A 20204-nucleotide genomic window follows, 5' to 3' on the forward strand; every position below is an offset into this window, starting at 1 on the left:
CTGAAGCATCCAACCCAAGGGGTTCGACAATGTTCAATATGTTCCGCACCTTCGTCCTGCTCGCCGGGATGACGGCGCTGTTCATGGTGGTGGGCTATTTCATCGGCGGCACCGGCGGCATGATGATTGCCCTGGCCTTTGCCGCCGTGACCAATGTGTTCGCCTATTGGAACTCCGACAAGCTGGTCCTGCGCATGCAGAACGCGGTGCCGGTCGAGCGGTCCCGCGCGCCCGAGCTCTATGACATGGTCGATGTGCTCTCCCGGCGCGCCGGCATCCCGACCCCGGCCGTCTATGTGATCGAGACCGACCAGCCCAACGCCTTTGCCACGGGGCGCGACCCGAACAATGCTGCCGTGGCCGTGTCCACCGGTCTACTGCGCCAGCTCGAAACCCGCGAGGTGGCGGGCGTGGTGGCCCATGAACTGGCCCATATCAAGAACCGCGACACCCTCACCATGACCATCACCGCCACCCTGGCCGGTGCCATTTCGGCGCTGGCCCAGTTCGGCCTGTTCTTCGGGGGCGGCAATAATCGCGACAATCCGCTCGGTGGCATTGGCGCGCTGCTGATGGTGTTTCTGGCCCCTGTCGCCGCCATGATGGTGCAGATGGCCGTGAGCCGCACCCGCGAATATGAAGCCGACAAGCACGGCGCCGAAATCTCGGGCGATCCGCTGGCCCTGGCTTCGGCGCTCAACAAGATTGCTTCCCTGGCCGGCCGGCAGGTCAATATGGCGGCCGAACGCAACCCGGCCATGGCCCATATGTACATCGTCAATCCGCTCAGCGGACAGCGCATGGACAATCTGTTTTCCACCCATCCCGATACCGGCAACCGCATCCAGGCCCTGCAAAGGCTTGCCGCAGAGATGAGCGTGGACGATAAGGGGCGCAGGCCCCAGCCCCGCCCGCGCCCCGCTTCGAGCGGCCGCGACACCGGCGGCGGCTGGCGAGTGCCCACCGCGGGACGCACCGAGCAAGACGGGAACGTCCGCGGACCCTGGGGATAGATGCGCGCCATCCAGAGGAGGCGTGCCGCAACTGAGTTGACGAATTGGCGCAACGGACCGAACCGGCGGGCTTGAAGCTTCGCCTTGTGGCCGCCGAACGGCTGAAGGCCGTGCTGGGCGGGGATCATTTCAGCCCGCTCGGCACGGGTGAACTGGCCGATGGGCGCGACCGTGCCCTGGCCAACCGGCTGATCACCACCGCCTTGCGCCGGCATGGGCAGATCAACACCATGCTCGCGGACCTGCTCGACAAGGGCCTGCCGCCGCGCTCCGGCAGTTTCGAGGCCGTACTGCGCCTGTCGCTGGCCCAGCTGGTTTTCCTGCCCGACCTGGGCGCGCACAGCGCCCTGTTCCTGGCCGTCGAAGCCATCAAGCGCGACAGCAAGGCGAGGCACCTTTCGGGCCTGATGAACGCCGTACTGCGCCGCGCCCAGGCCAATTCGGCCCGCTATGGGCTGATGGATGACGCGACCCTGCTGCCGGCCGCCTTCGCCAAGGGCTGGACCGAAGCCTACGGCGCCGAGGCGGTGGCCGGCTTTGCCGAGGCGCTGGTCGAGGGCGCGCCTCTCGACCTGACCCTGCGCGATGACGATCCCGAACTGGTCGAGGCGCTCGGCGCGGAGCGCCTGATTGCCGATAGCGTGCGCCTCGAAAGCCGCGACCGCCCCGTGGAAGCCCTGCCCGGCTATGACGAAGGCCGCTGGTGGGTGCAGGACGCGGCCTCGGCCATTCCCGCCCGCCTGATGGTCCTCGACCCGAACAAGGCCGTTCTCGATGTCTGCGCCGCGCCCGGCGGCAAGACCGCACAGCTGATCAAGGCCGGCTACCGGGTGACCGCGCTCGACAATGATGCCGGCCGGCTCGAACGCCTCCGCCAGAACATGGCGCGACTGGGCTATTCGCCCAAGGTCATCGAAGCGGATGCCGCCAATTTCGATCCCGCCACCCCCTTCGATGGCGTGCTGCTGGACGCGCCCTGTTCGGCCACCGGCACCTTCCGCCGCCATCCCGAAGTGCTCTGGAGCCGCAATGCCGGCGACATTGCCGGCCGCGTCCGGCTGCAACGGGCCCTGCTGGCCAATGCCTATCGCTGCCTGGCCCCCGGTGGCACGCTGATCTATTGCGTCTGCTCGCTGGAACCCTCCGAAGGCGAGGAGCAGGTCGATTGGGCCCTTGATGCACTGCCCGGGCTCGAATTGGCCCCGATCCGCGCGGCAGAACTGGCCGGATTGGAGCAGGCGGTCACCCCGCGCGGCCTCGTCCGCACCCACCCGGCCATGACCCCGGGCAATGGAAATGCGGGCATGGACGGGTTCTTCGTGGCGCGATTCCGCCGAACAGGCTAAAGGGCGGAAGATGCGGCTGCCGAAAAAAGCGGCACCGGCGAGGAAGAAACGGTTGGACTTCAGGCACGACAGCATAATGGCCTTCGCTCCCGACCGGGCGGAGGCAGGGAATTGAGCGGGCGGCTGGTGACGGCCGGGCGCCGCTTCGCGCTGGGCCTTGCCGATTCGGTGGTGACCATGCCGCTGCTGCGCTGGACCTGGCGCGGCCAGGCCGACTATGCCTTTGCCGGCGACCTGCCCGACTTCCGGCCCGCGGACCGCGAGGCCGTGCGCGAAATGATGTCGGGGCGCTATCTGCTGGCTTCCAAGCTGTTCGACACGGGCGGCGCGTCCCCCTTCTCGCTCGATGTCGACCACCCCGACTGGTGGAACAACCTCCACAGCTTCTCCTGGCTCCGCCATTTCCGCGATTGTCGTGACCCGGGCGAAAAGCTCTTTGCGCGGACGCTGGTGCTGGACTGGATCGGCCGCGAGGGCCAGTTCGAGGCCGATAGCTGGACCCTGACCCTGACGGCACAGCGGGTGCTCAACTGGCTTCGCCACCTGACACTGGTGCTTGACGGCGCCACTCTCGACCAGACCCGCACCATTCAGCGCAGCCTGGGAACGCAGGTGCAGAGCTTGCGCGTGCGCGGTGCCCTGGCCGCCGACCCGGTCGAAGCGCTGTTTGCCGCCATTGGCCTGTTGGGCGCTGAATTGTGCAATGTGGGCGATGTGCCCGATATCGACACCCATGTCGGCCTGCTCGAGGCCCTGCTGGGCCAGCAACTCGACGGCGATGGCCTGCATCTTTCGCGCAATCCCAGGCTGCAGCTGACCCTGCTGGTGGAACTGGCGAGCCTGCGGCGCGCAGTCGGCCGGCATGGTAGCCCGGCCATGGCCGAACTGGCCAATCGCATCGACCGCATGCACGAGGCGCTCGACGCGCTGACCCTTTCCAGCGGCGAACCCGTCTATTTCAACGGCTGCGGGCAGGTGCCGCATGACGTGCTGGTGGCCGTCCAGGCCAATGGCCCCTCTGCCTCGCGCAGCTCCCGGCTTCTCGGTGGCTACGGCATCGTGCGCGCCGGCGATACGGTGATCATCGGCGATGGCGGGCAACGGCCCCCACCGGGCTTCGACGCCGAGGCCCATGACGGTGCCCTCGCCTTCGAGTTTGCCCATGGCAGCGAACTGATTGTCGGCTCCTGCGGACCCGCGCCCTCCGACCTGCCCGACAGCCAGAGCCTGTTCCGCCAGGCCGTGGCCCATTCCGCGCCCACCATCGACGCCGAGGGGGCTGCGCAACGGCCGGGACGCAACGCTCGATCGCAGCCCATGGCGCTGGACAGCGGCGAACACATGCTGACCATGACCAGTACCGGCTATGCCGGGCGGTTCGGCGCCGAGATCGAACGGCGCCTGACCCTGCTTTCGGAAGGCACCACCCTGGTGGGCCAGGATAGAGTCCTGCCCCAGGGGGAGCCACAAGGCCTGCTGACCCTGCGCTTCCACCTGGCGCCCGGCATCAAGGTGCGCCGCACCACGGGCGAGGGCATTGCCCGGCTGGTCCTGCCCAATGGGGCCGTCTGGAGCTTTCTCTGGGAAGGCGCGCAATTCCGCGAAGAGGATAGCGTACGTCAGTCGGCCTATCTCGGCTTTCACCGCACGCGGCAATTGGTGCTGGAGACCAATGTGGCCAGCGACACCGAAGTGGCCTGGATCTTCACGCTCGAGCAGCAATAGGCCGGAATCGGCAGCCGGTCGGCGCAAAGCGATTGGCCTTAAGCGTTTCTCGTGCTAGCGAGCGCGCGAATTCCTCCATTGATGGCGAGACATATTCTCATGGGCAAGACGGTGACGGTCGGGCGGGCGCTGCTTTCGGTATTCGACAAGTCGGGCATGACCGATTTCGCAAAGGGGCTTTCCGAGGCCGGGGTGGAACTGGTTTCCACCGGCGGTACCCACCGCCTGATCAGCGAGGCCGGGCTGCCAGTGCGCGATATTTCCGACCTGACCGGCTTTCCCGAAATGATGGATGGCCGGGTGAAGACCCTTCACCCCAAGGTCCATGGAGGCCTGCTGGCGGTGCGCGACAATCCCGAGCACCAGGCCTCGATGGCCGAACACGAAATCGGCCCGATCGATCTCGTCGCCGTCAACCTCTACCCCTTCGAAAAGACCGTCGCCTCCGGCGCATCCTATGACGAGATCATCGAGAACATCGACATCGGTGGTCCGGCCATGGTGCGCTCGGCGGCCAAGAACCATGCCTTCGTGACCGTGGTGGTCGATCCCGCCGACTACCCGGCAATTCTGGAAGCGATCAAGGCGGGCGGCATTCCCTTCGAGATGCGCCAGCGCCTCGCCGCCAAGGCCTATGCCCGCACCGCCGCTTATGACAGTGCGATTTCGAGCTGGTTCGCCAAGGAAATCGACTTTGCCGATGTCAGCTATCGCAGCTTTGCCGGCACCCTGAGCGAAGTCATGCGCTATGGCGAGAACCCGCATCAATGGGCCGCCTTCTACAAGACCGGAGAGAACCGCCCCGGCGTCGCCACCGCAACCCAGGTGCAGGGCAAGACGCTCTCCTACAACAATATCAACGACACCGACGCCGCCTTCGAGCTGGTCAGCGAGTTCGCGTCCGAAGAGACCGCAGCCGTTGCCATCATCAAGCACGCCAACCCCTGCGGCGTGGCCGTGGCCGGTGATCTCAAGACGGCTTACCTCAAGGCGCTGCGCACCGATCCGGTCTCGGCCTTTGGCGGCATTGTCGCCACCAATCGCGAGATCGACGCCGAAACGGCGACCGAGATCGTCAAGGTTTTCACCGAGGTGATCGTGGCGCCCTCCGCCACGCCGGAAGCGCAAGAGATCATCGCCGCCAAAAAGAACCTGCGCCTGCTGCTGACCGGTGGTCTGGCCGACCCCAAGGCCGATGGCCTTCTGGTCAAGTCGGTCGCCGGCGGCCTGCTTGTGCAGGGTCGCGACAACAAGAGTGTCGATGATTGCGATCTCAAGGTTGTCACCAAGCGCCAGCCCACCGAACAGGAGCTCGTCGATCTCAAGCTCGCGGCCAAGGTGGCCAAGCACGTCAAGTCCAACGCCATCATCTATGTCAAGGACGGGGCCACCGCCGGTATCGGCGCCGGACAGATGTCCCGGGTGGATTCGGCCCGCGTCGCCCATCGCAAGTCGATCGACGCCGCCCAGGCTGCCGGGCTCGAGGGCGCACTGACCGAAGGTTCGGTGGTCGCCTCGGACGCTTTCTTCCCCTTTGCCGACGGCCTGGAGGCCCTGGTGGCGGCCGGCGCCACCGCCGTCATCCAGCCGGGCGGCTCGATGCGCGACGACGAGGTCATTGCCGCTGCCGACGCCGCCGGCATCGCCATGGTGATGACCGGAATGCGCCACTTCCGGCATTAGGCGGCAGGTGACTCAGATTACGGAAAAGTAATTTGTGCACCTCCGGCAGGTAAGGGCTTCTTGAGATCGTTGTGGCATGGTTCCCGCGCCGCACCTCGTCTGGCGCGGCGCAAGAGGCATGCCAATGCGGCTTAGAATACCCAGTGATCTCAACGGATTGTTGCAGGCCGGACTGCTGCGTTCGGTCGGCTCGCTGGGCATCAAGGTGGCAACGGCCGGGCTGACCTACCTGACCTATGTGGTGCTCTCGCGCACCCAGACCAATGACGAATATGGCCATTTCGCCTTTGGCCTGGCGCTGGCAACCGTGCTCGCCATCCTGGCCGGTGCGGGCCAGCCCATGGCGATTCTGCGCCTCTGGGCAGAACGGCGCAGCAAGGGCGATGCGGCCGGCGCGGAACAGGCAGTGGCGGCAGGATCGGGCATTACCCTGCTCGCGGGGCTCGCCGTTGCCGGACTGCTCTGCCTGGCAACGCTGGTCTATCTACCCTTCCTCGCGCCTAGCGACACCGCCAACCATTTCTTTGGCGCCGCCATTCTGATCCTGCCCCTGGCCCTGTCGGAATACAATTCCTCGGCCCTGCGCGCCCAGGGGTCGCTCTGGACGGCGCTGCTGCCCCGCGACATTTTCTGGCGCCTGGCCCTGCCCGGCCTTGTGCTTGGACTGTTTGCCATCGGCATCGTGCTGAGCGGTCCCGATGCGCTGGTGCTGTCGGCGGCGCTGCTCCTGGGGGTCCTCGGACTACAGATGCTCGCCGCCACCCGCCGCGGCTATGCCATCCTGCCAGCGCGCGGCCTGGCGCCGATCCGCGATCATTGGCGGCAATGGGGCGGGCTCAGCCGCTGGCTGCTGCTCGGCGCATTGATCGAGACCGCCGCGCTCAATGCCGACATCATCCTCGTGGGGCTGATGCTCGACCTCGAAAGCTCGGGCCTTTATTTCAACGCCTTCCGCACGGCCGGGCTGATGACACTGTTCACATTCGCCATCGAACTGGTGATTGCCCCCATGGTGGCCGAGCACTTCCACGCCGGCAATATGCGCAAGGCCCAGGCCATCACCGCGCTCTGCGCCTGGGCCGGCTTTGCCTTTTCGCTGGTGATCTTCGGCGGCTTCGCCCTGTTCGGCGACGAAATCCTGGGCCTGTTCGGCGCCACCTATGCCGATGGCTGGCTGATCCTGATGCTGCTGTCCTTCGGCCTCCTCTTCGACGCCATCACCGGGCCCTCCAAGATCGTGATGATGATGACCGGCCACGAGCGCCCCTATGTGGCGATCTTCGGCGCCATCATGGGTCTGGGCTTCCTGCTGCAGATCCTTGTCATTCCGGTCTGGGGTCTCGTGGGCGCCGCCGCGCTCAACATGGCCTCGCGGGTGGTGGCCCAGCTCGGCATCGCGCTCTGGTGCCGCTATCGCATCGGCCTCGACACCAGCCTGGTCGGCGTATTTGCCATAGCCCGCCTGCGCGACGCACAAGCGACCTGACCGGCATATCAGCTGCCGTACCCGTGAGTACGGTTATGCTTGACCCCCGCCCCGGCTTGGGCTTAGAACCTCTTCCAATCTTCATTCCTGCCCCGGACCCCACGACTATGACCAAGGCGCGCACGCTCTACGACAAGATCTGGGACGACCACCTCGTCCAGAACAACGAGGACGGCACGAGCCTTCTGTATATCGACCGGCACCTGGTGCATGAAGTGACCTCTCCCCAGGCCTTCGAAGGCCTGCGCATGAACGGTCGCAAGGTCCGCCATCCGGAGCGCACCCTGGCCGTGGTCGACCACAACGTCCCCACCACGGACCGCTCGCTGCCCAATCCCGATCCGGAAAGCGCCATCCAGATCGCGGCGCTGGCCGAGAACACCAAGGATTTCGGCATCGAATATTACGATCCCTTCGACAACCGCCAGGGCATCGTGCATATCGTGGGCCCGGAACAGGGTTTCACCCTGCCCGGCATGACCATTGTCTGTGGTGACAGCCATACCTCGACCCATGGTGCCTTCGGCGCCCTGGCGCACGGCATCGGCACCTCGGAGGTCGAGCACGTTCTGGCCACCCAGACGCTGATCCAGCAGAAGGCCAAGAACATGCTGGTGCGCGTCGACGGGCAGCTGCCCGAAGGCGTCACCGCCAAGGATATCATCCTCGCCATCATCGGCGAGATCGGCACGGCCGGCGGCACCGGCCATGTGATCGAGTTTGCCGGCGAGGCGATCCGTTCGCTGTCCATGGAAGGCCGCATGACGGTCTGCAACATGACCATCGAGGGTGGCGCCCGCGCCGGGCTGATCGCGCCGGACGAGAAGACCTTCGCCTATGTCAAGGATCGCCCCCGCGCGCCCACGGGCAAGGCCTGGGACATGGCGCTGGACTACTGGAAGTCGCTGCACACCGACGAAGGGGCGCATTACGACAAGGTGGTCGTGCTCGACGCCGCCAAGCTGCCGCCCATCGTCTCCTGGGGCTCTTCGCCCGAGGACGTGATCTCGGTTCAGGGTGTGGTGCCCAATCCCGACGACATTGCCGACGAGAACAAGCGCGCCTCCAAGTGGCGGGCGCTGGACTATATGGGTCTCAAGCCCGGCACGCCGATCACCGATATCAAGCTCGACCGCGTGTTCATCGGCTCGTGCACCAATGGCCGCATCGAGGATCTGCGCGCCGCCGCCGCCGTGATCGGCGACCGCAAGGTGGCTGGCCACGTCTCGGCCATGGTCGTGCCCGGCTCGGGCCTGGTGAAGGCCCAGGCCGAGGCCGAGGGTCTCGATGTGATCTTCAAGAATGCCGGCTTTGAATGGCGCGAACCGGGCTGCTCGATGTGCCTGGCCATGAACCCGGACAAGCTGGCCCCCGGCGAGCGCTGCGCCTCCACCTCGAACCGCAATTTCGAGGGCCGCCAGGGCTTCAAGGGACGCACGCATCTGGTGTCCCCGGCCATGGCCGCCGCCGCCGCCATTGCCGGCCATTTCGTCGACATCCGCGAGTGGCAGTGACCACAACCGACTGGTCGGGGTCCTACGCCCCGACCCTGGACGATATCGAGGCTCTGGCCAGCGCGGCCCTCCGCGACTTGCCGGAGCCTTTCGCGTCCCTGGCCGCCGACGTGACCTGTTCGGTCGCCGAATTCGCCGAGGATGACGTGCTCCAGGGCTTCGGCATGGATAGCCCGTTCGAGCTGATGGGCCTGTTCTCGGGCGTGGGCATGACCGAGGACGGCGCCGTGCCGCAGACCGGGCAATTGCCCAACACGGTCTATCTCTATCGTCGCGCCATTCTCGACTATTGGGCCGAGCACGACGACAACACGCTGGGTGAGATCGTCACCCATGTGCTGATTCACGAGTTGGGACACCATTTCGGCTTTTCCGACGAGGACATGGAAGCCATCGAGGCCCAGGCCGATCACGACCCGGCATGATCCGTCAAATGTGCCGGAGCCAAAGCTTGCGTTAACGCCCGCCCTCTATGCTGCCCCGCGCGGAAGGAGTGGACGCCTTGGCCCAGATCGACGTGTTTTCTTTTGCTGGCTCGGTGACGGCGCTGCTGCTGGCGGCGGGGCTGCTGATCGCCTATGGCGTCAATCGCAACCTGACCGCCTTTCGCTGGTGGGCAGCCAGCTTCGGCCTGCTCGCCATTGCCATGGCCACGGTGACGCTGCGCTTCGATGGCCCGTCCTACTGGATCAAGTGTGTGAGCTGGGCCTGCTTTTATGCCGCCGCCTGTCTCATTGCCTTCGGCCTTTACAGGGAAGGCGCGATGCGGACCAACCCCTGGCTGCGCATCCTCGCCGGCGCGGTGCTCTATGTGGGGATAGCCTCGGCACTTATCGGGAGGGAGGCGCCACCGCATATGTGGTTCCTGCTCGGTCCGGTCCCGACCATGGTCTTGATGGCCTGGTCGATTATCCCCGTTCTGCGGACCGGCGCCTGGGGCTACGCGCTGGCGCTGTCCGCCGGCATCGCGGTGATCGGCATCCGCGCACTCTGGTTTGCCAATGACCTGGTGCAGATGGGTCCGATCCGCCGCCCTTCCCTGCGCGGCGCCCTCATACCTGGAGGAGCCCCGCCTGAACGTCTGCCGGTAGGACCGCGGCCTGGACCTGGAAGCGCACCGGGACCCGAGGCCCTTCTCGATTTCAGACCACCGCTGTCTGGGCGCCCCCCTGTGGAACAGCCCCTGACGATCGCGCTGATCACCATCGGCGCCCTCCTGGCGCTGGCAGCCATCCTTGTGCTGCGCGATGTCCTGGCCAGCGTGGCGCGCATGCGTGAGCGCTCGACCACCGACTACATGACCGGCCTGCTCAACCGCGCCACCTTCGACGAGCGCGCCAGGGAATTGCTCGACAGCACGCCAGACCAGGCGGTGTGTGTCGTGTTGTTCGATATCGACCACTTCAAGAAGATCAATGACACCTGTGGGCACGCCATGGGCGACCGGGTGATTGCCCGGCTCGGCCGGCTCGTGGGCGAAATGACCCTGTTGCGCAGCGTTGCCGGACGCATTGGCGGCGAGGAATTCGCCGTGGTCCTCGGCGGTGCCGACCTAACCATGGTGCGGCTCTTCGCTGAAGCCATCCGCACTGGCTTGGCCGCCGAAACCTTCGGGCCGGACCTGACTTGGCCGGTGACCGTCAGCGCGGGCGTCGCCCAAAGGCTGCCCGGCGAGCCGCTCAATGAGTTGATGGCGCGTGCCGACGAGGCGCTTTACACGGCCAAATCCGATGGGCGGGATCGGGTCGTGATGGCGCCGGATCCGGCCGAAGCCCGGCCGCGCCGGATGCGCGCCCGCCTGGGAATCGGCATCTAGATCCCGCTATTGGACGCGTCCGGTTCCTAGGCCGAACGGGTGGTTTCCTCTTCATCGCGCGATACGAATTCGAACTCGGCTTCGTTCCCACCCGAGGGATCATCGGAAACCCGCAGGGCCAGCCCACCCTCCTCCAAGGCGGTGAACCATTCTTCCCAGCTCGCCAGCCGGAAGCCGCCCACGCGGTCCGGCCCCTCATTGCCTTCCGCGTTCAGGGCCTGCTGTCCGAAGGTCAATTGCAGGATCGTGCGGTTATGCGTGCCATCGGGCACATCCATCATGAGGGGATTTCCGCCTCGCGCCGCCACCCATTGGCGGATCGCTTCGCGATTGGTCAGTATCTGCGACATGTGACGCCTCCATTCTGTCTTCCTTGAGTAAGCGCCAGCGGCGTGCAAGGTTCCTTGATCTTGAGCAAGGGAGGTGTCCGATGTTCCGCAATTCTTGCCTGCGCCGCGTGGCCATCGTCCTTGTCGCGTTCACTGCGCTGCCGGCCGGCGTGTCCTGGGCCTGCATGGTGCCCGATACCGCGCCGATCGACCAATTCGATGGCGACCGCATGACCGGTTTCGACGCCGCCCGGACGCGCGGCCTCGGCGAGGCGCTGCTGTCCGATAGCGCCGGGGACAGATCGATCGTCTCGGCGCTCTTTGCCGCCGGCGAGACGCCCATTTCCACCTTGCCCGATGGTGACTATCGCTGTCGTACCATCAAGCTGGGCGGCCTCTTGCCCCTCACCGCCTATGGATTTTTCGATTGCGCCGTTTCGGACAATGGCGCCACCATCGAGAAACGCACCGGGTCGCAGCGCTTCAAGGGCCAGCTCGTAGCCTCCGATGGCGGACTGTTCTATTGGGGCGCCCTGCATTATGGAGATGAGCAGCCCATGGCCTATGGTGCGGAGGCGGAACGCAACCAGGTCGGCTGCCTCGTCCGGGTCAGCGGCAAGCCGGTCCGTTACCGGCTGGAACTGCCGTTTCCGCGCTTTGAATCCACCCACGACGTTATCGAACTGGTGCCAGCGCGCTGAACAGACTTGCGCCCATTGCAGGCGCTGCTATGGACCAGAAAAACAATGGGCAAGCGATGGCAGACACACATTCCCGCATCCTGATGGGCACGATCGGCGCCGCACACGGCATCAAGGGCGAAGTGCGCATCACCTCGCACACCCAGGACCCCGAAGCGATCGCCGAATATGGCCCGCTCGAGACCGACCGGCCGGGCCTTATCATCACCATCGAATCGGCGCGGCTGCAGAAGAACGTGCTTATTGCCCGCCTCAAGGGGGTGCGCGACCGCAACGCGGCTGAACTGCTCAATGGCGTCGGGCTTTATGTCGATCGTGCCCGCCTGCCCGAGATCGAGGACGAGGATGATTTCTACCACGCCGACCTGATCGGGCTCGACGCGCGGCTGGAAAGCGGTGTCTCCATCGGCGCTGTCAGCGCCATCTACGATCATGGTGCGGGCGATATTCTCGAAGTGCGTGATCCGCGCTCGGGCGACACCTATCTCTACCCCTTCACCAAGGCGGTCGTGCCCACAATCCGCATTGCCGAAGGATATCTGGTCATTTCCCCGCCGCTCGATGCCGATCCCGGCGAGGAAATCCCCGACTGATGTTCTCGGCAGATATCATCACGCTCTTTCCCGAGCTGTTCCCGGGACCGCTTGGCGCCTCGGTGCTCGGGCGCGGTCTCAAGGACGGGCTATGGCAGCTCCGCGCCACGCAATTGCGCGACTTTGCCACCGACCGCCACCGCACCGTGGACGATACGCCCTCAGGCGGCGGCGCCGGCATGGTGCTCAAGCCCGACATCCTGGCCAGCGCCATCGACGCCATATCCCCGCCCCACGACCCGCGCCCGCGCATCCTGATGTCGCCGCGCGGCGCCCCACTCACCCAGCAACGGGCCCATGACCTGGCGACGGGCCCCGGCGCCGTCATCGTCTGCGGGCGTTTCGAGGGCGTGGACCAGCGCGTCATCGAAGCCCGCCAGCTCGAGGAGATTTCCATCGGCGATTATGTGCTGGCCGGCGGGGAAGTTGCCGCCATGGTGCTGCTGGAGGCCGTTGTAAGGCTCATTCCCGGCGTATTGGGGGCCCTCGACAGCCGCGACGAGGAAAGCTTCGAGAACGGCCTGCTCGAATATCCGCAATACACCCGGCCACAGAGTTTCGAAGGTCGCGACATTCCACCCGTCCTGACCTCGGGCGACCATGGCAGGATCGCCAAATGGCGGCACGAGCAATCGCTCGACCTGACGAGGACAAGGCGGCCGGACCTGCTGAAATAGGTCGGAGGCCATATCCTTTCCCAGGCCGTCCGCGGACTGGAGGGTCTCAGAGGTCCGACACGGGCCAAAACCACTGGACTCTGGGGCAAAATTCCCCTATGAGCCGCCCATTCGCGTGCCCGGCGTATCGGACCGGCCGCATCAAGACCAAGAAGACTGCCCTTCCGTTACCAACCAAGACCGGATGACGGGGCCAAAGGCCCACCAAGAGTCGTCCCTGTGAAAAGATCAGAACGGATCGAAAAATGAACATCATCGAACAGCTCGAGGCCGAACAGGCCGCCGCGCTCGCTGCCAACCGCGACCTTCCCGAATTCACCCATGGCGACACCGTCAAGGTCTGGGTCAAGATCCGCGAAGGCGACAAGGAACGCCTGCAGGCCTATGAAGGCGTGGTGATCGCCCGCTCCGGCGGCGGCATCATGGAAAGCTTCACCGTCCGCAAGATTTCCTATGGCGAAGGCGTGGAACGCGTGTTCCCCATCTACTCGCCCAATATCGCTTCGATCGAAGTGATCAAGCGCGGTAAGGTGCGTCGCGCCAAGCTCTACTACCTGCGTGATCGTCGCGGTAAGTCGGCCCGTATTTTCGAATCGACCAATTCGCGCACCAAGAAGATCCAGGACGCCGAGCGCACTGCCGCCCAGGCCGCCCGCGAAGCTCGCGAAGCCGAAAAGATCGCTGCCGCCGAGGCCTTTGCCGCTGAACAGGCCGCCAAGGACGCTGAAGCCGCGGCCGCCGCTGCTGCCGCCGAACAGGCCGCTGCCGCTGAAGGCGAAGCCAAGAGCGAATAAGAGCCTTAGCGCTCACCGAATTGAAAAGCCCGGCCATTGCGCCGGGCTTTTTGTTTGCTTGGATTCACGTGGAACACTGGGATCGAGTTCCACCAAGGTACCGCCCTCGGGCCAGACCCGAGGGCCGGTCACCATCATCCGAGCTGTTCGGATTGGTCCTTGGATCAAGTCCGAGGACGGAGCGGCGGAGTTCGGCCATCCAGCCATGCTGCCACCCGCTGTCAGCAACTGAACCTCAGACGGCCATTTCCGGCTTTACCCAGCAAGCCCAGTTGGCGATAAGAAGCCCTGCCCGCCGCACCACGCCTCATCCGGACGCCCCCATGACCCATTCCGTCGTCACCTGGAACATCAATTCGGTGCGCCTGCGCCTGCCCATGGTGCTGGACTTCCTGGCCCAGTATCAGCCGGACGTGCTGATGCTGCAGGAGATCAAGTGCACCAATGACCAGTTTCCGCGCAATGCCTTCATCGAGGCCGGCTATCCGCACATGGCGGTGCACGGGCAGAAGGGCTATCACGGCGTCGCCATTGTTTCGAAATTCCCGCTGACCGATATCTCGAGCCGCGTGTTCTGCGAAATCCCCGAATCGCGCCACGTCTCGGCGCTGATCGATCTCGGCCACGGGCCCTTTACCCTGCACAATTTCTACATCCCTGCCGGTGGCGACGAGCCCGATCCCGAGCTCAATCCCAAGTTCAAGCACAAGCTGGGGTTCCTCGACGAGCTCAAGACCTGGTTCAGCGAACCGGTCTTCCAGCGCGGCCACCTGATCGCCGGCGACTTCAACATCGCCCCGCACGAGAACGACGTCTGGAGCCACAAGCAGCTCCTCAAGGTCGTCAGTCACACCCCGGTCGAGACCGAGGCCCTCGATGCCTTGCTTTCAGGCGGACATGGCTGGGTGGACCTGGTGCGCAAGCACGTGCCTCATGACCAGAAACTCTATTCCTGGTGGAGCTATCGCAGCGCCAACTGGGACCTGGCCGACAAGGGACGCCGCCTCGACCATATCTGGTCCACCGCCGATGTCGCCGAACGCTCTGTCGGTGCCGAAATCATCCGGCCGGCCCGCGGCTGGACCGACAAGCCATCCGACCACGTGCCGGTGATTGCCCGCTTCGTGAAGCCTTAGGGACGAGCGGAGGGAGCCTCAGCGGCGGGTTTCGATTTTTCCAGCCTGATGTCCCACTCGGTGATCTCGACAGGGTTGGCCCAGCCAAGGTGCCGGTAGAAACCAGCCGCGCGAGTCGTCTTTCCGGTTTCCAGCCAGATCACGGCATGCCGCTCGAACAGCGCGTTTTCCGCAACCGCGACCAGTGTCTTGCCGATTCCTTGCCCCTCGCGGGAAGGCAGCACGAACGCTGCGAATAGCGAACCACCTTCGAGATCGGCCATCGAAAACCCGACGACCCGATCATCCTCGATAGCCACCCAAGCACAGGCAGACTGTCGGATCATCTTGGTGATGGTGGCAGGGGTGATCCCCATCTCAGCGAGCTGAGACCGGTCGAGGATGTTTTCGGTCACTGCGGTACGGACATCGAAAATGGCTTCGACGTCAGCCGGTTGCGCGGGGCGAATGATCAACGGCTTGGTCTCCGTGAAGCCTTGAGGCTCAGGCGCCCTTCATCTTGCCCTTGAGCGGCTCCAGCGCATGCATGTAGCGCCCCAGATCCTGCTCGATGCGTTCGGCAGCCCGCTGGGCCAGGTCAGGATATTGCCGGGCCAGCTTGAGAAATGCGTGGCGCGGCACGAACAGCAATTCACAATCGGTAACGGCCGTGAAGGTGACCGGGCGGGGCTTTTCGAGAATGAGCGCCGTGGGCGAGATGACGCTGCCGGGCTCGCTGAGGGCATAGGGCTTGCCCGCTTCGGCCCCTTCATGCTTCGCCTTGACCGTTCCCTCGATGAGCACAAAAGCGCCCGGGGGTACGTCGCCGGCCTTGTAGATGACGGCATCGGCCTCGAAGTGCTTGCGGTCGCCGGCAAAGCCGAGCATGCGCAATTGCTCGTCATCACAGATGTCGAAGAAGTCGGCTCGGGCCAAGACCCCGGCCGCATCGTCCATTCTCATGAGCCCCAGACCCGATGCGCCAATAGCCGCCCATCCGGCGTGGGCGGCCCGTTCAGCAAGCTATAAGTCAGTTCGGAGCGGAAATGAACGCCCTTGTCCCTTTATCAGGGGACAAGCCGATAGCCGCCATCCTCGGTGACCAACAAGCGCGCATTGGAAGGATCGCGCTCGATCTTCTGGCGCAGGCGATAGATATGCGTCTCGAGCGTATGCGTGGTGACCCGGTTATTATAGCCCCAGACCTCCTTGAGCAGCACGTCGCGCGTGATGGTCTTGGGACCCTGCCGATAGAGATATTTGAGGATCGAGGTTTCCTTGTCGGTCAGCCGCACCTTGATCCCGTCATTGGTCTCGAGCACCTTGGCCGCGGGCTGGAAGCTGTATTGCCCGATGGTGAAGGTGGCGTCCTCGCTCTGGTCGCGCTGGCGCAACGCTGCATTGATACGGGCCAGCAGCACCGGATAGCGGAACGGCTTGGTCAGATAGTCATTGGCCCCGGCCTCGAGGCCCTTGATCTCGTCGGCGTCGGTATCGTGGCCGGTCAGCATCAGCACCGGGCTTTTGTAGCCCTCCTGACGCATCAGCTTGACCGCCTCGCGCCCATCCATGTCGGGCAGGCCGACATCGAGAATGGTCAGTTCAACATTGTTTTCGCGAACTGCCTTGAGGGCATCATTGGCATTGCCGGCCTGGAGAATGTCAAAATCGGGCTCGCCCTGCAGCTGCTCGACCAGGGTCTGGCGCAGGTCCGCGTCGTCGTCCACGACCAGAATGCGTCGTTTGTTCATTGTATTCTCCGGTCTTTTCCGTCTGGACCGACCAAGGTCACACTATTGCGACCCGTTTTTGGCCAGCCAATCACAACGGCGTTATTCAACCGCAAGCAACGCGCCACAATGACAAAAGTTGCATTGGGAGCAGTCGACTGCGCCTGCCGGATCGTTGCGAAGCCCCCCAGGGAGCAGAACCGAGGCCGCGCTGGCGCCAGCAGTCACTGCGCCTTCAGCCGGCAGCGGGGACAGACGTGTCCCGTCGCCCGAACAGCGCCGACCCCACCCGCACATGGGTGGCACCCATGGCGATGGCGGTTTCGAAATCGCCGCTCATGCCCATGGAAAGCTGCGTCACCCCCGCGGCGCGGCCGAGCTCGGCCAGCAGGGCAAAATAGGTGCCCGGCGGCTGGCCCTCGGGCGGGATGCACATGAGGCCCACGATCTCGAGGCCATGCGTCTGACGACAGCGACGCACGAAATCCACCGCCTCGGCGACCGGAATGCCGGCCTTCTGCGCCTCCCCGCCGATATTGACTTGCACGAAGCAGGGCAGGCGCCGGTCCGCGCGCGCCATTTCGGCAGCCAGAACGCCTGCCAGCTTGTCGCGATCCACCGTCTCGATGACATCGAACAGCGCCACTGCCTCGCGCGCCTTGTTGGTCTGCAATGGGCCGATCAGGTGCAGTTTGAGATCAGGATAGCGGGTGCGCAGGACCGGCCACTTATCCTTGGCTTCCTGCACGCGGTTTTCGCCAAAGACGCGCTGCCCGGCCCGGAGAAACGGTTCGACTGCATCGGCCGGGAAGGTCTTGGAAACGGCAACAAGCTCGACCGTGTCCGGCGGCGCACCGAAGCGGCGACGGGCCTTTTCCATGCGGCTGCGAATATAGTCGAGCGCAGTTTGCGCGCCCGAAGGGCTCTCGGCCATCTCTCGGCCCCGTTTCTGTTGACCTGACAGGGGATTTCTGGTGATGGTCCAGCTAGCCAAAAACCCTCGAAAACGCAAGCTGCGCCGCCCTTTGCGGCAGGCCAGCCGCGTCAAATCTTGCAAGGACGAGCATCCAGTGAGCGGCGAACGCTACAATCCGCGCGAAAGCGAACCGAAATGGCAGAAGGTGTGGGACGAGCGCCAGAGCTTCGTCACCGCCAATGACGATCCGCGCGATCCCTATTACGTCCTCGAGATGTTCCCCTATCCCTCCGGCCGCATCCATATGGGCCATGTGCGCAACTATGCCATGGGCGACGTGGTGGCCCGCTACCATCGCGCCCGCGGCAAGAATGTGCTGCACCCCATGGGCTGGGACGCCTTCGGCCTGCCGGCGGAAAATGCCGCCATCGAGCGCAAGACCCACCCCGGCTCCTGGACCTACCAGAATATCGAGGCGATGAAGGCGCAGCTGAAATCGATGGGCCTGTCCATCGACTGGACGCGCGAAATCGCCACCTGCTCGCCTGACTACTACAAGCACCAGCAGGCCATGTTCATCGACATGCTCGAAGCGGGCCTGGTCACCCGCAAGAGTTCCAAGGTCAATTGGGACCCGGTCGACATGACCGTGCTGGCCAATGAGCAGGTGATCGACGGCAAGGGCTGGCGCTCGGGCGCCGTCGTCGAACAGCGCGAACTGACGCAGTGGTTCTTCAAGATTTCCGATTTTGCCGAGGAGCTGCTCGAGGCCCTGGACGGGCTGACCGAGTGGCCCGAAAAGGTGCGCATCATGCAGCGCAACTGGATCGGCAAGTCCGAGGGCCTCAGACTGCTGTTCGAACTGGAGCCGAGCGAAAAGACCGATGCGACCAGCATCGAGGTCTTCACCACCCGGCCCGACACGATTTTCGGCGCCTCCTTCATCGCACTGTCGCCCGACCATCCGCTGACGGCCGCACTGGCCGCCGGTAATGCCGGCCTCAGCGAATTCGTTGCCGAGTTCCATCGCCAGGGCACGGCCACCGAAACGCTGGAGAAGGCCGAGAAAAAGGGCGTGTTCACTGGCCTTCGCGTCAAGCATCCGGTGCTCGCCGGCGAGACGCTGCCCGTCTATGTCGCCAATTTCGTGCTGATGGATTATGGCACCGGTGCTGTTTTCGGGTGCCCGGCGCATGATCAGCGAGACCTGGACTTCGCCCGCAAATATGATCTGCCGGTCACCCCTGTCGTGTTGCCGCCAGACGCCGATCCGGCCAGTTTTGCCGTTGGCAATGAGGCCTATGTTGACGCTGGCAACATCTTCAATTCCGACTTCCTCGATGGTCTCTCTATCGACGACGCCAAGAAGGCGATCGCCGAGCATTTTGGCGCGCGCATGGTCGACGGCCGGCCGCAGGGCACGGTCGAGGTCAACTACCGCCTGCGCGACTGGGGCATTTCGCGCCAGCGCTATTGGGGCTGCCCCATTCCGGTGATCCATTGCGAGGTCTGCGGCACCATTCCCGTGCCCAAGAAGGACCTGCCGGTGGTGCTGCCCGAGGATGTCAGCTTCGACAAGCCGGGCAATGCGCTCGACCACCATCCCACCTGGAAGCATGTCCATTGCCCGCAATGCGGCGCGCCGGCGCGGCGCGAAACCGACACGATGGATACCTTCGTGGACAGTTCCTGGTATTTCGCGCGTTTCACGGCCCCGCAGGCCGATACGCCGACCATTCCCGAGGTGGCCAATCGCTGGCTGCCGGTCGACCAATATATCGGCGGCGTCGAGCACGCGATCCTGCACCTGCTCTATTCGCGCTTCTTCACCCGCGCCATGAAGGCCACCGGTCATGTGGCCCTGGACGAACCCTTCAAGGGCCTGTTCACGCAGGGCATGGTGACCCACGAGACCTATCGCAACGACAAGGGCGAATGGATCAATCCGACCGAAGTGGTGCTGGAGGCCAATGGCGACCAGCGCAGCGCCCGCCACGCCGTCACCGGCTCGCCGATCGCCATTGGCTCAGTCGAAAAGATGAGCAAATCCAAGAAGAACGTCATCGACCCCGATGAGATTGTCGGCAGCTATGGCGCCGACACCGCGCGCTGGTTCATGCTCTCCGACTCGCCGCCGGAACGCGACGTGCAGTGGACCGAATCGGGGGTCGAGGGCGCGAGCCGCTTCCAGCAGCGCGTCTGGCGACTGGTCAATGACACGGTCGCAATGACCGAACAATCTGCAGAGACTGTTGCGGCAGAATGTGGTGATGCAACTGCCCTGCGCAAGATCATCCATCGCGCGGTCGCAGGCGTGGCCCAGGATATTGAAGGCCTGGGCTTCAACCGTGCCGTCGCCCGCATCTACGAGCTGACCAATGCCCTGGTGAAAGCCAAGGAGAGCCGGCCGAACCCCGCGCTGGCATCGGCGCTTCGCGAAGGTGTCGAAAAGCTGGTACAGCTGATCAACCCGATGATGCCGCATCTGGCCGAGACTTGTTGGGAAGTGCTTGGGAAACAAGGACTTGTGGCGGATGCATTGTGGCCGGAGGTCGATCCGGCGCTGCTGATTGACGACGAGGTCACCTTGCCGGTGCAGATCAATGGCAAGCGCCGCGCCGAGATCACCGTGTCCAAGGGCATGGCCGCATCGGCGGTCGAGACCCTGGTCCTGGCGCTTGAAGCCGTACAAAAGGCGCTCGATGGCAAGGCGCCCAAGAAGGTGGTTGTGGTGCAGGACCGCATCGTCAACCTGGTTGTCTAGGC

The 20204-nt window shown here is 64.6% G+C and carries 19 protein-coding genes; 14 read left to right on the forward strand and 5 right to left on the reverse strand.

The window, feature by feature from the left end:
- Positions 1-29 precede the first annotated feature (29 nt).
- The 8 genes from htpX to K1X15_RS19955 all read left to right on the forward strand — a co-directional run bounded on the left by htpX (position 30) and on the right by K1X15_RS19955 (position 10583).
- Positions 30-1013, forward strand: coding sequence for a zinc metalloprotease HtpX (htpX, locus tag K1X15_RS19920; protein ID WP_220305270.1), 984 nt, complete (start codon positions 30-32; stop codon positions 1011-1013).
- Positions 1014-1084: 71 nt separating this feature from the next.
- Positions 1085-2359, forward strand: a complete 1275-nt coding sequence (locus tag K1X15_RS19925; RefSeq protein WP_220305271.1) for an RsmB/NOP family class I SAM-dependent RNA methyltransferase — start codon at positions 1085-1087, stop codon at positions 2357-2359.
- Positions 2360-2470: 111 nt separating this feature from the next.
- Complete coding sequence (locus tag K1X15_RS19930) at positions 2471-4084, forward strand: heparinase II/III family protein (protein ID WP_220305272.1); 1614 nt, start codon at positions 2471-2473, stop codon at positions 4082-4084.
- An 81-nt stretch (positions 4085-4165) separates the two neighbouring features.
- Positions 4166-5767 carry a bifunctional phosphoribosylaminoimidazolecarboxamide formyltransferase/IMP cyclohydrolase gene (gene purH, locus K1X15_RS19935; protein WP_220305273.1) on the forward strand — a complete coding sequence of 534 codons (1602 nt, stop codon included), beginning with the start codon at positions 4166-4168 and terminating at the stop codon, positions 5765-5767.
- A gap of 124 nt (positions 5768-5891) precedes the next feature.
- Positions 5892-7253, forward strand: coding sequence for a lipopolysaccharide biosynthesis protein (locus K1X15_RS19940; protein ID WP_220305274.1), 1362 nt, complete (start codon positions 5892-5894; stop codon positions 7251-7253).
- A 107-nt stretch (positions 7254-7360) separates the two neighbouring features.
- Positions 7361-8767 (forward strand): 3-isopropylmalate dehydratase large subunit, encoded by a 1407-nt coding sequence (leuC, locus tag K1X15_RS19945; protein ID WP_220305275.1) that lies wholly within the window; start codon positions 7361-7363, stop codon positions 8765-8767.
- Positions 8758-9192, forward strand: a complete 435-nt coding sequence (locus K1X15_RS19950; protein WP_220305276.1) for a metallopeptidase family protein — start codon at positions 8758-8760, stop codon at positions 9190-9192. The genes leuC and K1X15_RS19950 overlap by 10 nt, the downstream gene beginning before the upstream one ends.
- A 77-nt stretch (positions 9193-9269) precedes the next feature.
- Positions 9270-10583, forward strand: coding sequence for a GGDEF domain-containing protein (locus K1X15_RS19955; protein WP_220305277.1), 1314 nt, complete (start codon positions 9270-9272; stop codon positions 10581-10583).
- Between the two features lie 26 nt (positions 10584-10609).
- Here the strand turns inward: K1X15_RS19955 and K1X15_RS19960 are convergent, their stop codons facing one another.
- Entirely contained in the window at positions 10610-10933 is a 324-nt protein-coding gene (locus K1X15_RS19960) for a hypothetical protein (protein WP_220305278.1), read from the reverse strand.
- Positions 10934-11013: 80 nt separating this feature from the next.
- Between K1X15_RS19960 and K1X15_RS19965 the strand changes: the two genes are divergently transcribed.
- The 5 genes from K1X15_RS19965 (at position 11014) to K1X15_RS19985 (ending at position 14813) form a co-directional block, all read left to right on the forward strand.
- Positions 11014-11613: a DUF4893 domain-containing protein gene (locus tag K1X15_RS19965; protein ID WP_220305279.1), complete on the forward strand. Its 600-nt coding sequence runs from the start codon at positions 11014-11016 to the stop codon at positions 11611-11613.
- Positions 11614-11669: 56 nt separating this feature from the next.
- The gene (gene rimM / locus K1X15_RS19970) at positions 11670-12206 is read left to right on the forward strand and encodes a ribosome maturation factor RimM (protein WP_220305280.1); all 537 of its coding nucleotides are present in this window, start codon (positions 11670-11672) and stop codon (positions 12204-12206) included.
- Entirely contained in the window at positions 12206-12883 is a 678-nt protein-coding gene (gene trmD / locus K1X15_RS19975; protein WP_420828354.1) for a tRNA (guanosine(37)-N1)-methyltransferase TrmD, read from the forward strand. The genes rimM and trmD overlap by 1 nt, the downstream gene beginning before the upstream one ends.
- Before the next feature lie 245 nt (positions 12884-13128).
- Positions 13129-13677, forward strand: coding sequence for a 50S ribosomal protein L19 (rplS, locus tag K1X15_RS19980; protein WP_220305281.1), 549 nt, complete (start codon positions 13129-13131; stop codon positions 13675-13677).
- A 323-nt stretch (positions 13678-14000) separates the two neighbouring features.
- Entirely contained in the window at positions 14001-14813 is an 813-nt protein-coding gene (locus K1X15_RS19985; RefSeq protein ID WP_220305282.1) for an exodeoxyribonuclease III, read from the forward strand.
- On the opposite strand, the gene K1X15_RS19990 is transcribed toward K1X15_RS19985, so the two are convergent.
- From K1X15_RS19990 to K1X15_RS20005, 4 genes are all read right to left on the reverse strand, one after another.
- Positions 14810-15268: a GNAT family N-acetyltransferase gene (locus K1X15_RS19990; RefSeq protein WP_220305283.1), complete on the reverse strand. Its 459-nt coding sequence runs from the start codon at positions 15266-15268 to the stop codon at positions 14810-14812. The genes K1X15_RS19985 and K1X15_RS19990 overlap by 4 nt on opposite strands.
- A 28-nt stretch (positions 15269-15296) precedes the next feature.
- Complete coding sequence (locus K1X15_RS19995; RefSeq protein WP_220305284.1) at positions 15297-15749, reverse strand: Crp/Fnr family transcriptional regulator; 453 nt, start codon at positions 15747-15749, stop codon at positions 15297-15299.
- A gap of 110 nt (positions 15750-15859) precedes the next feature.
- Complete coding sequence (locus tag K1X15_RS20000; RefSeq protein WP_220305285.1) at positions 15860-16543, reverse strand: response regulator transcription factor; 684 nt, start codon at positions 16541-16543, stop codon at positions 15860-15862.
- A gap of 214 nt (positions 16544-16757) precedes the next feature.
- Positions 16758-17456 carry a YggS family pyridoxal phosphate-dependent enzyme gene (locus K1X15_RS20005; RefSeq protein ID WP_220305286.1) on the reverse strand — a complete coding sequence of 233 codons (699 nt, stop codon included), beginning with the start codon at positions 17454-17456 and terminating at the stop codon, positions 16758-16760.
- 136 nt (positions 17457-17592) lie between these two features.
- On the opposite strand from K1X15_RS20005, the gene leuS reads away from it, so the two are divergent.
- Entirely contained in the window at positions 17593-20202 is a 2610-nt protein-coding gene (gene leuS / locus K1X15_RS20010; RefSeq protein ID WP_220305287.1) for a leucine--tRNA ligase, read from the forward strand.
- The last annotated feature ends 2 nt before the right edge of the window (positions 20203-20204 follow it).

The organism is Devosia salina, assembly GCF_019504385.1.
GTDB classification, from domain to species: Bacteria; Pseudomonadota; Alphaproteobacteria; order Rhizobiales; family Devosiaceae; genus Devosia; species Devosia salina.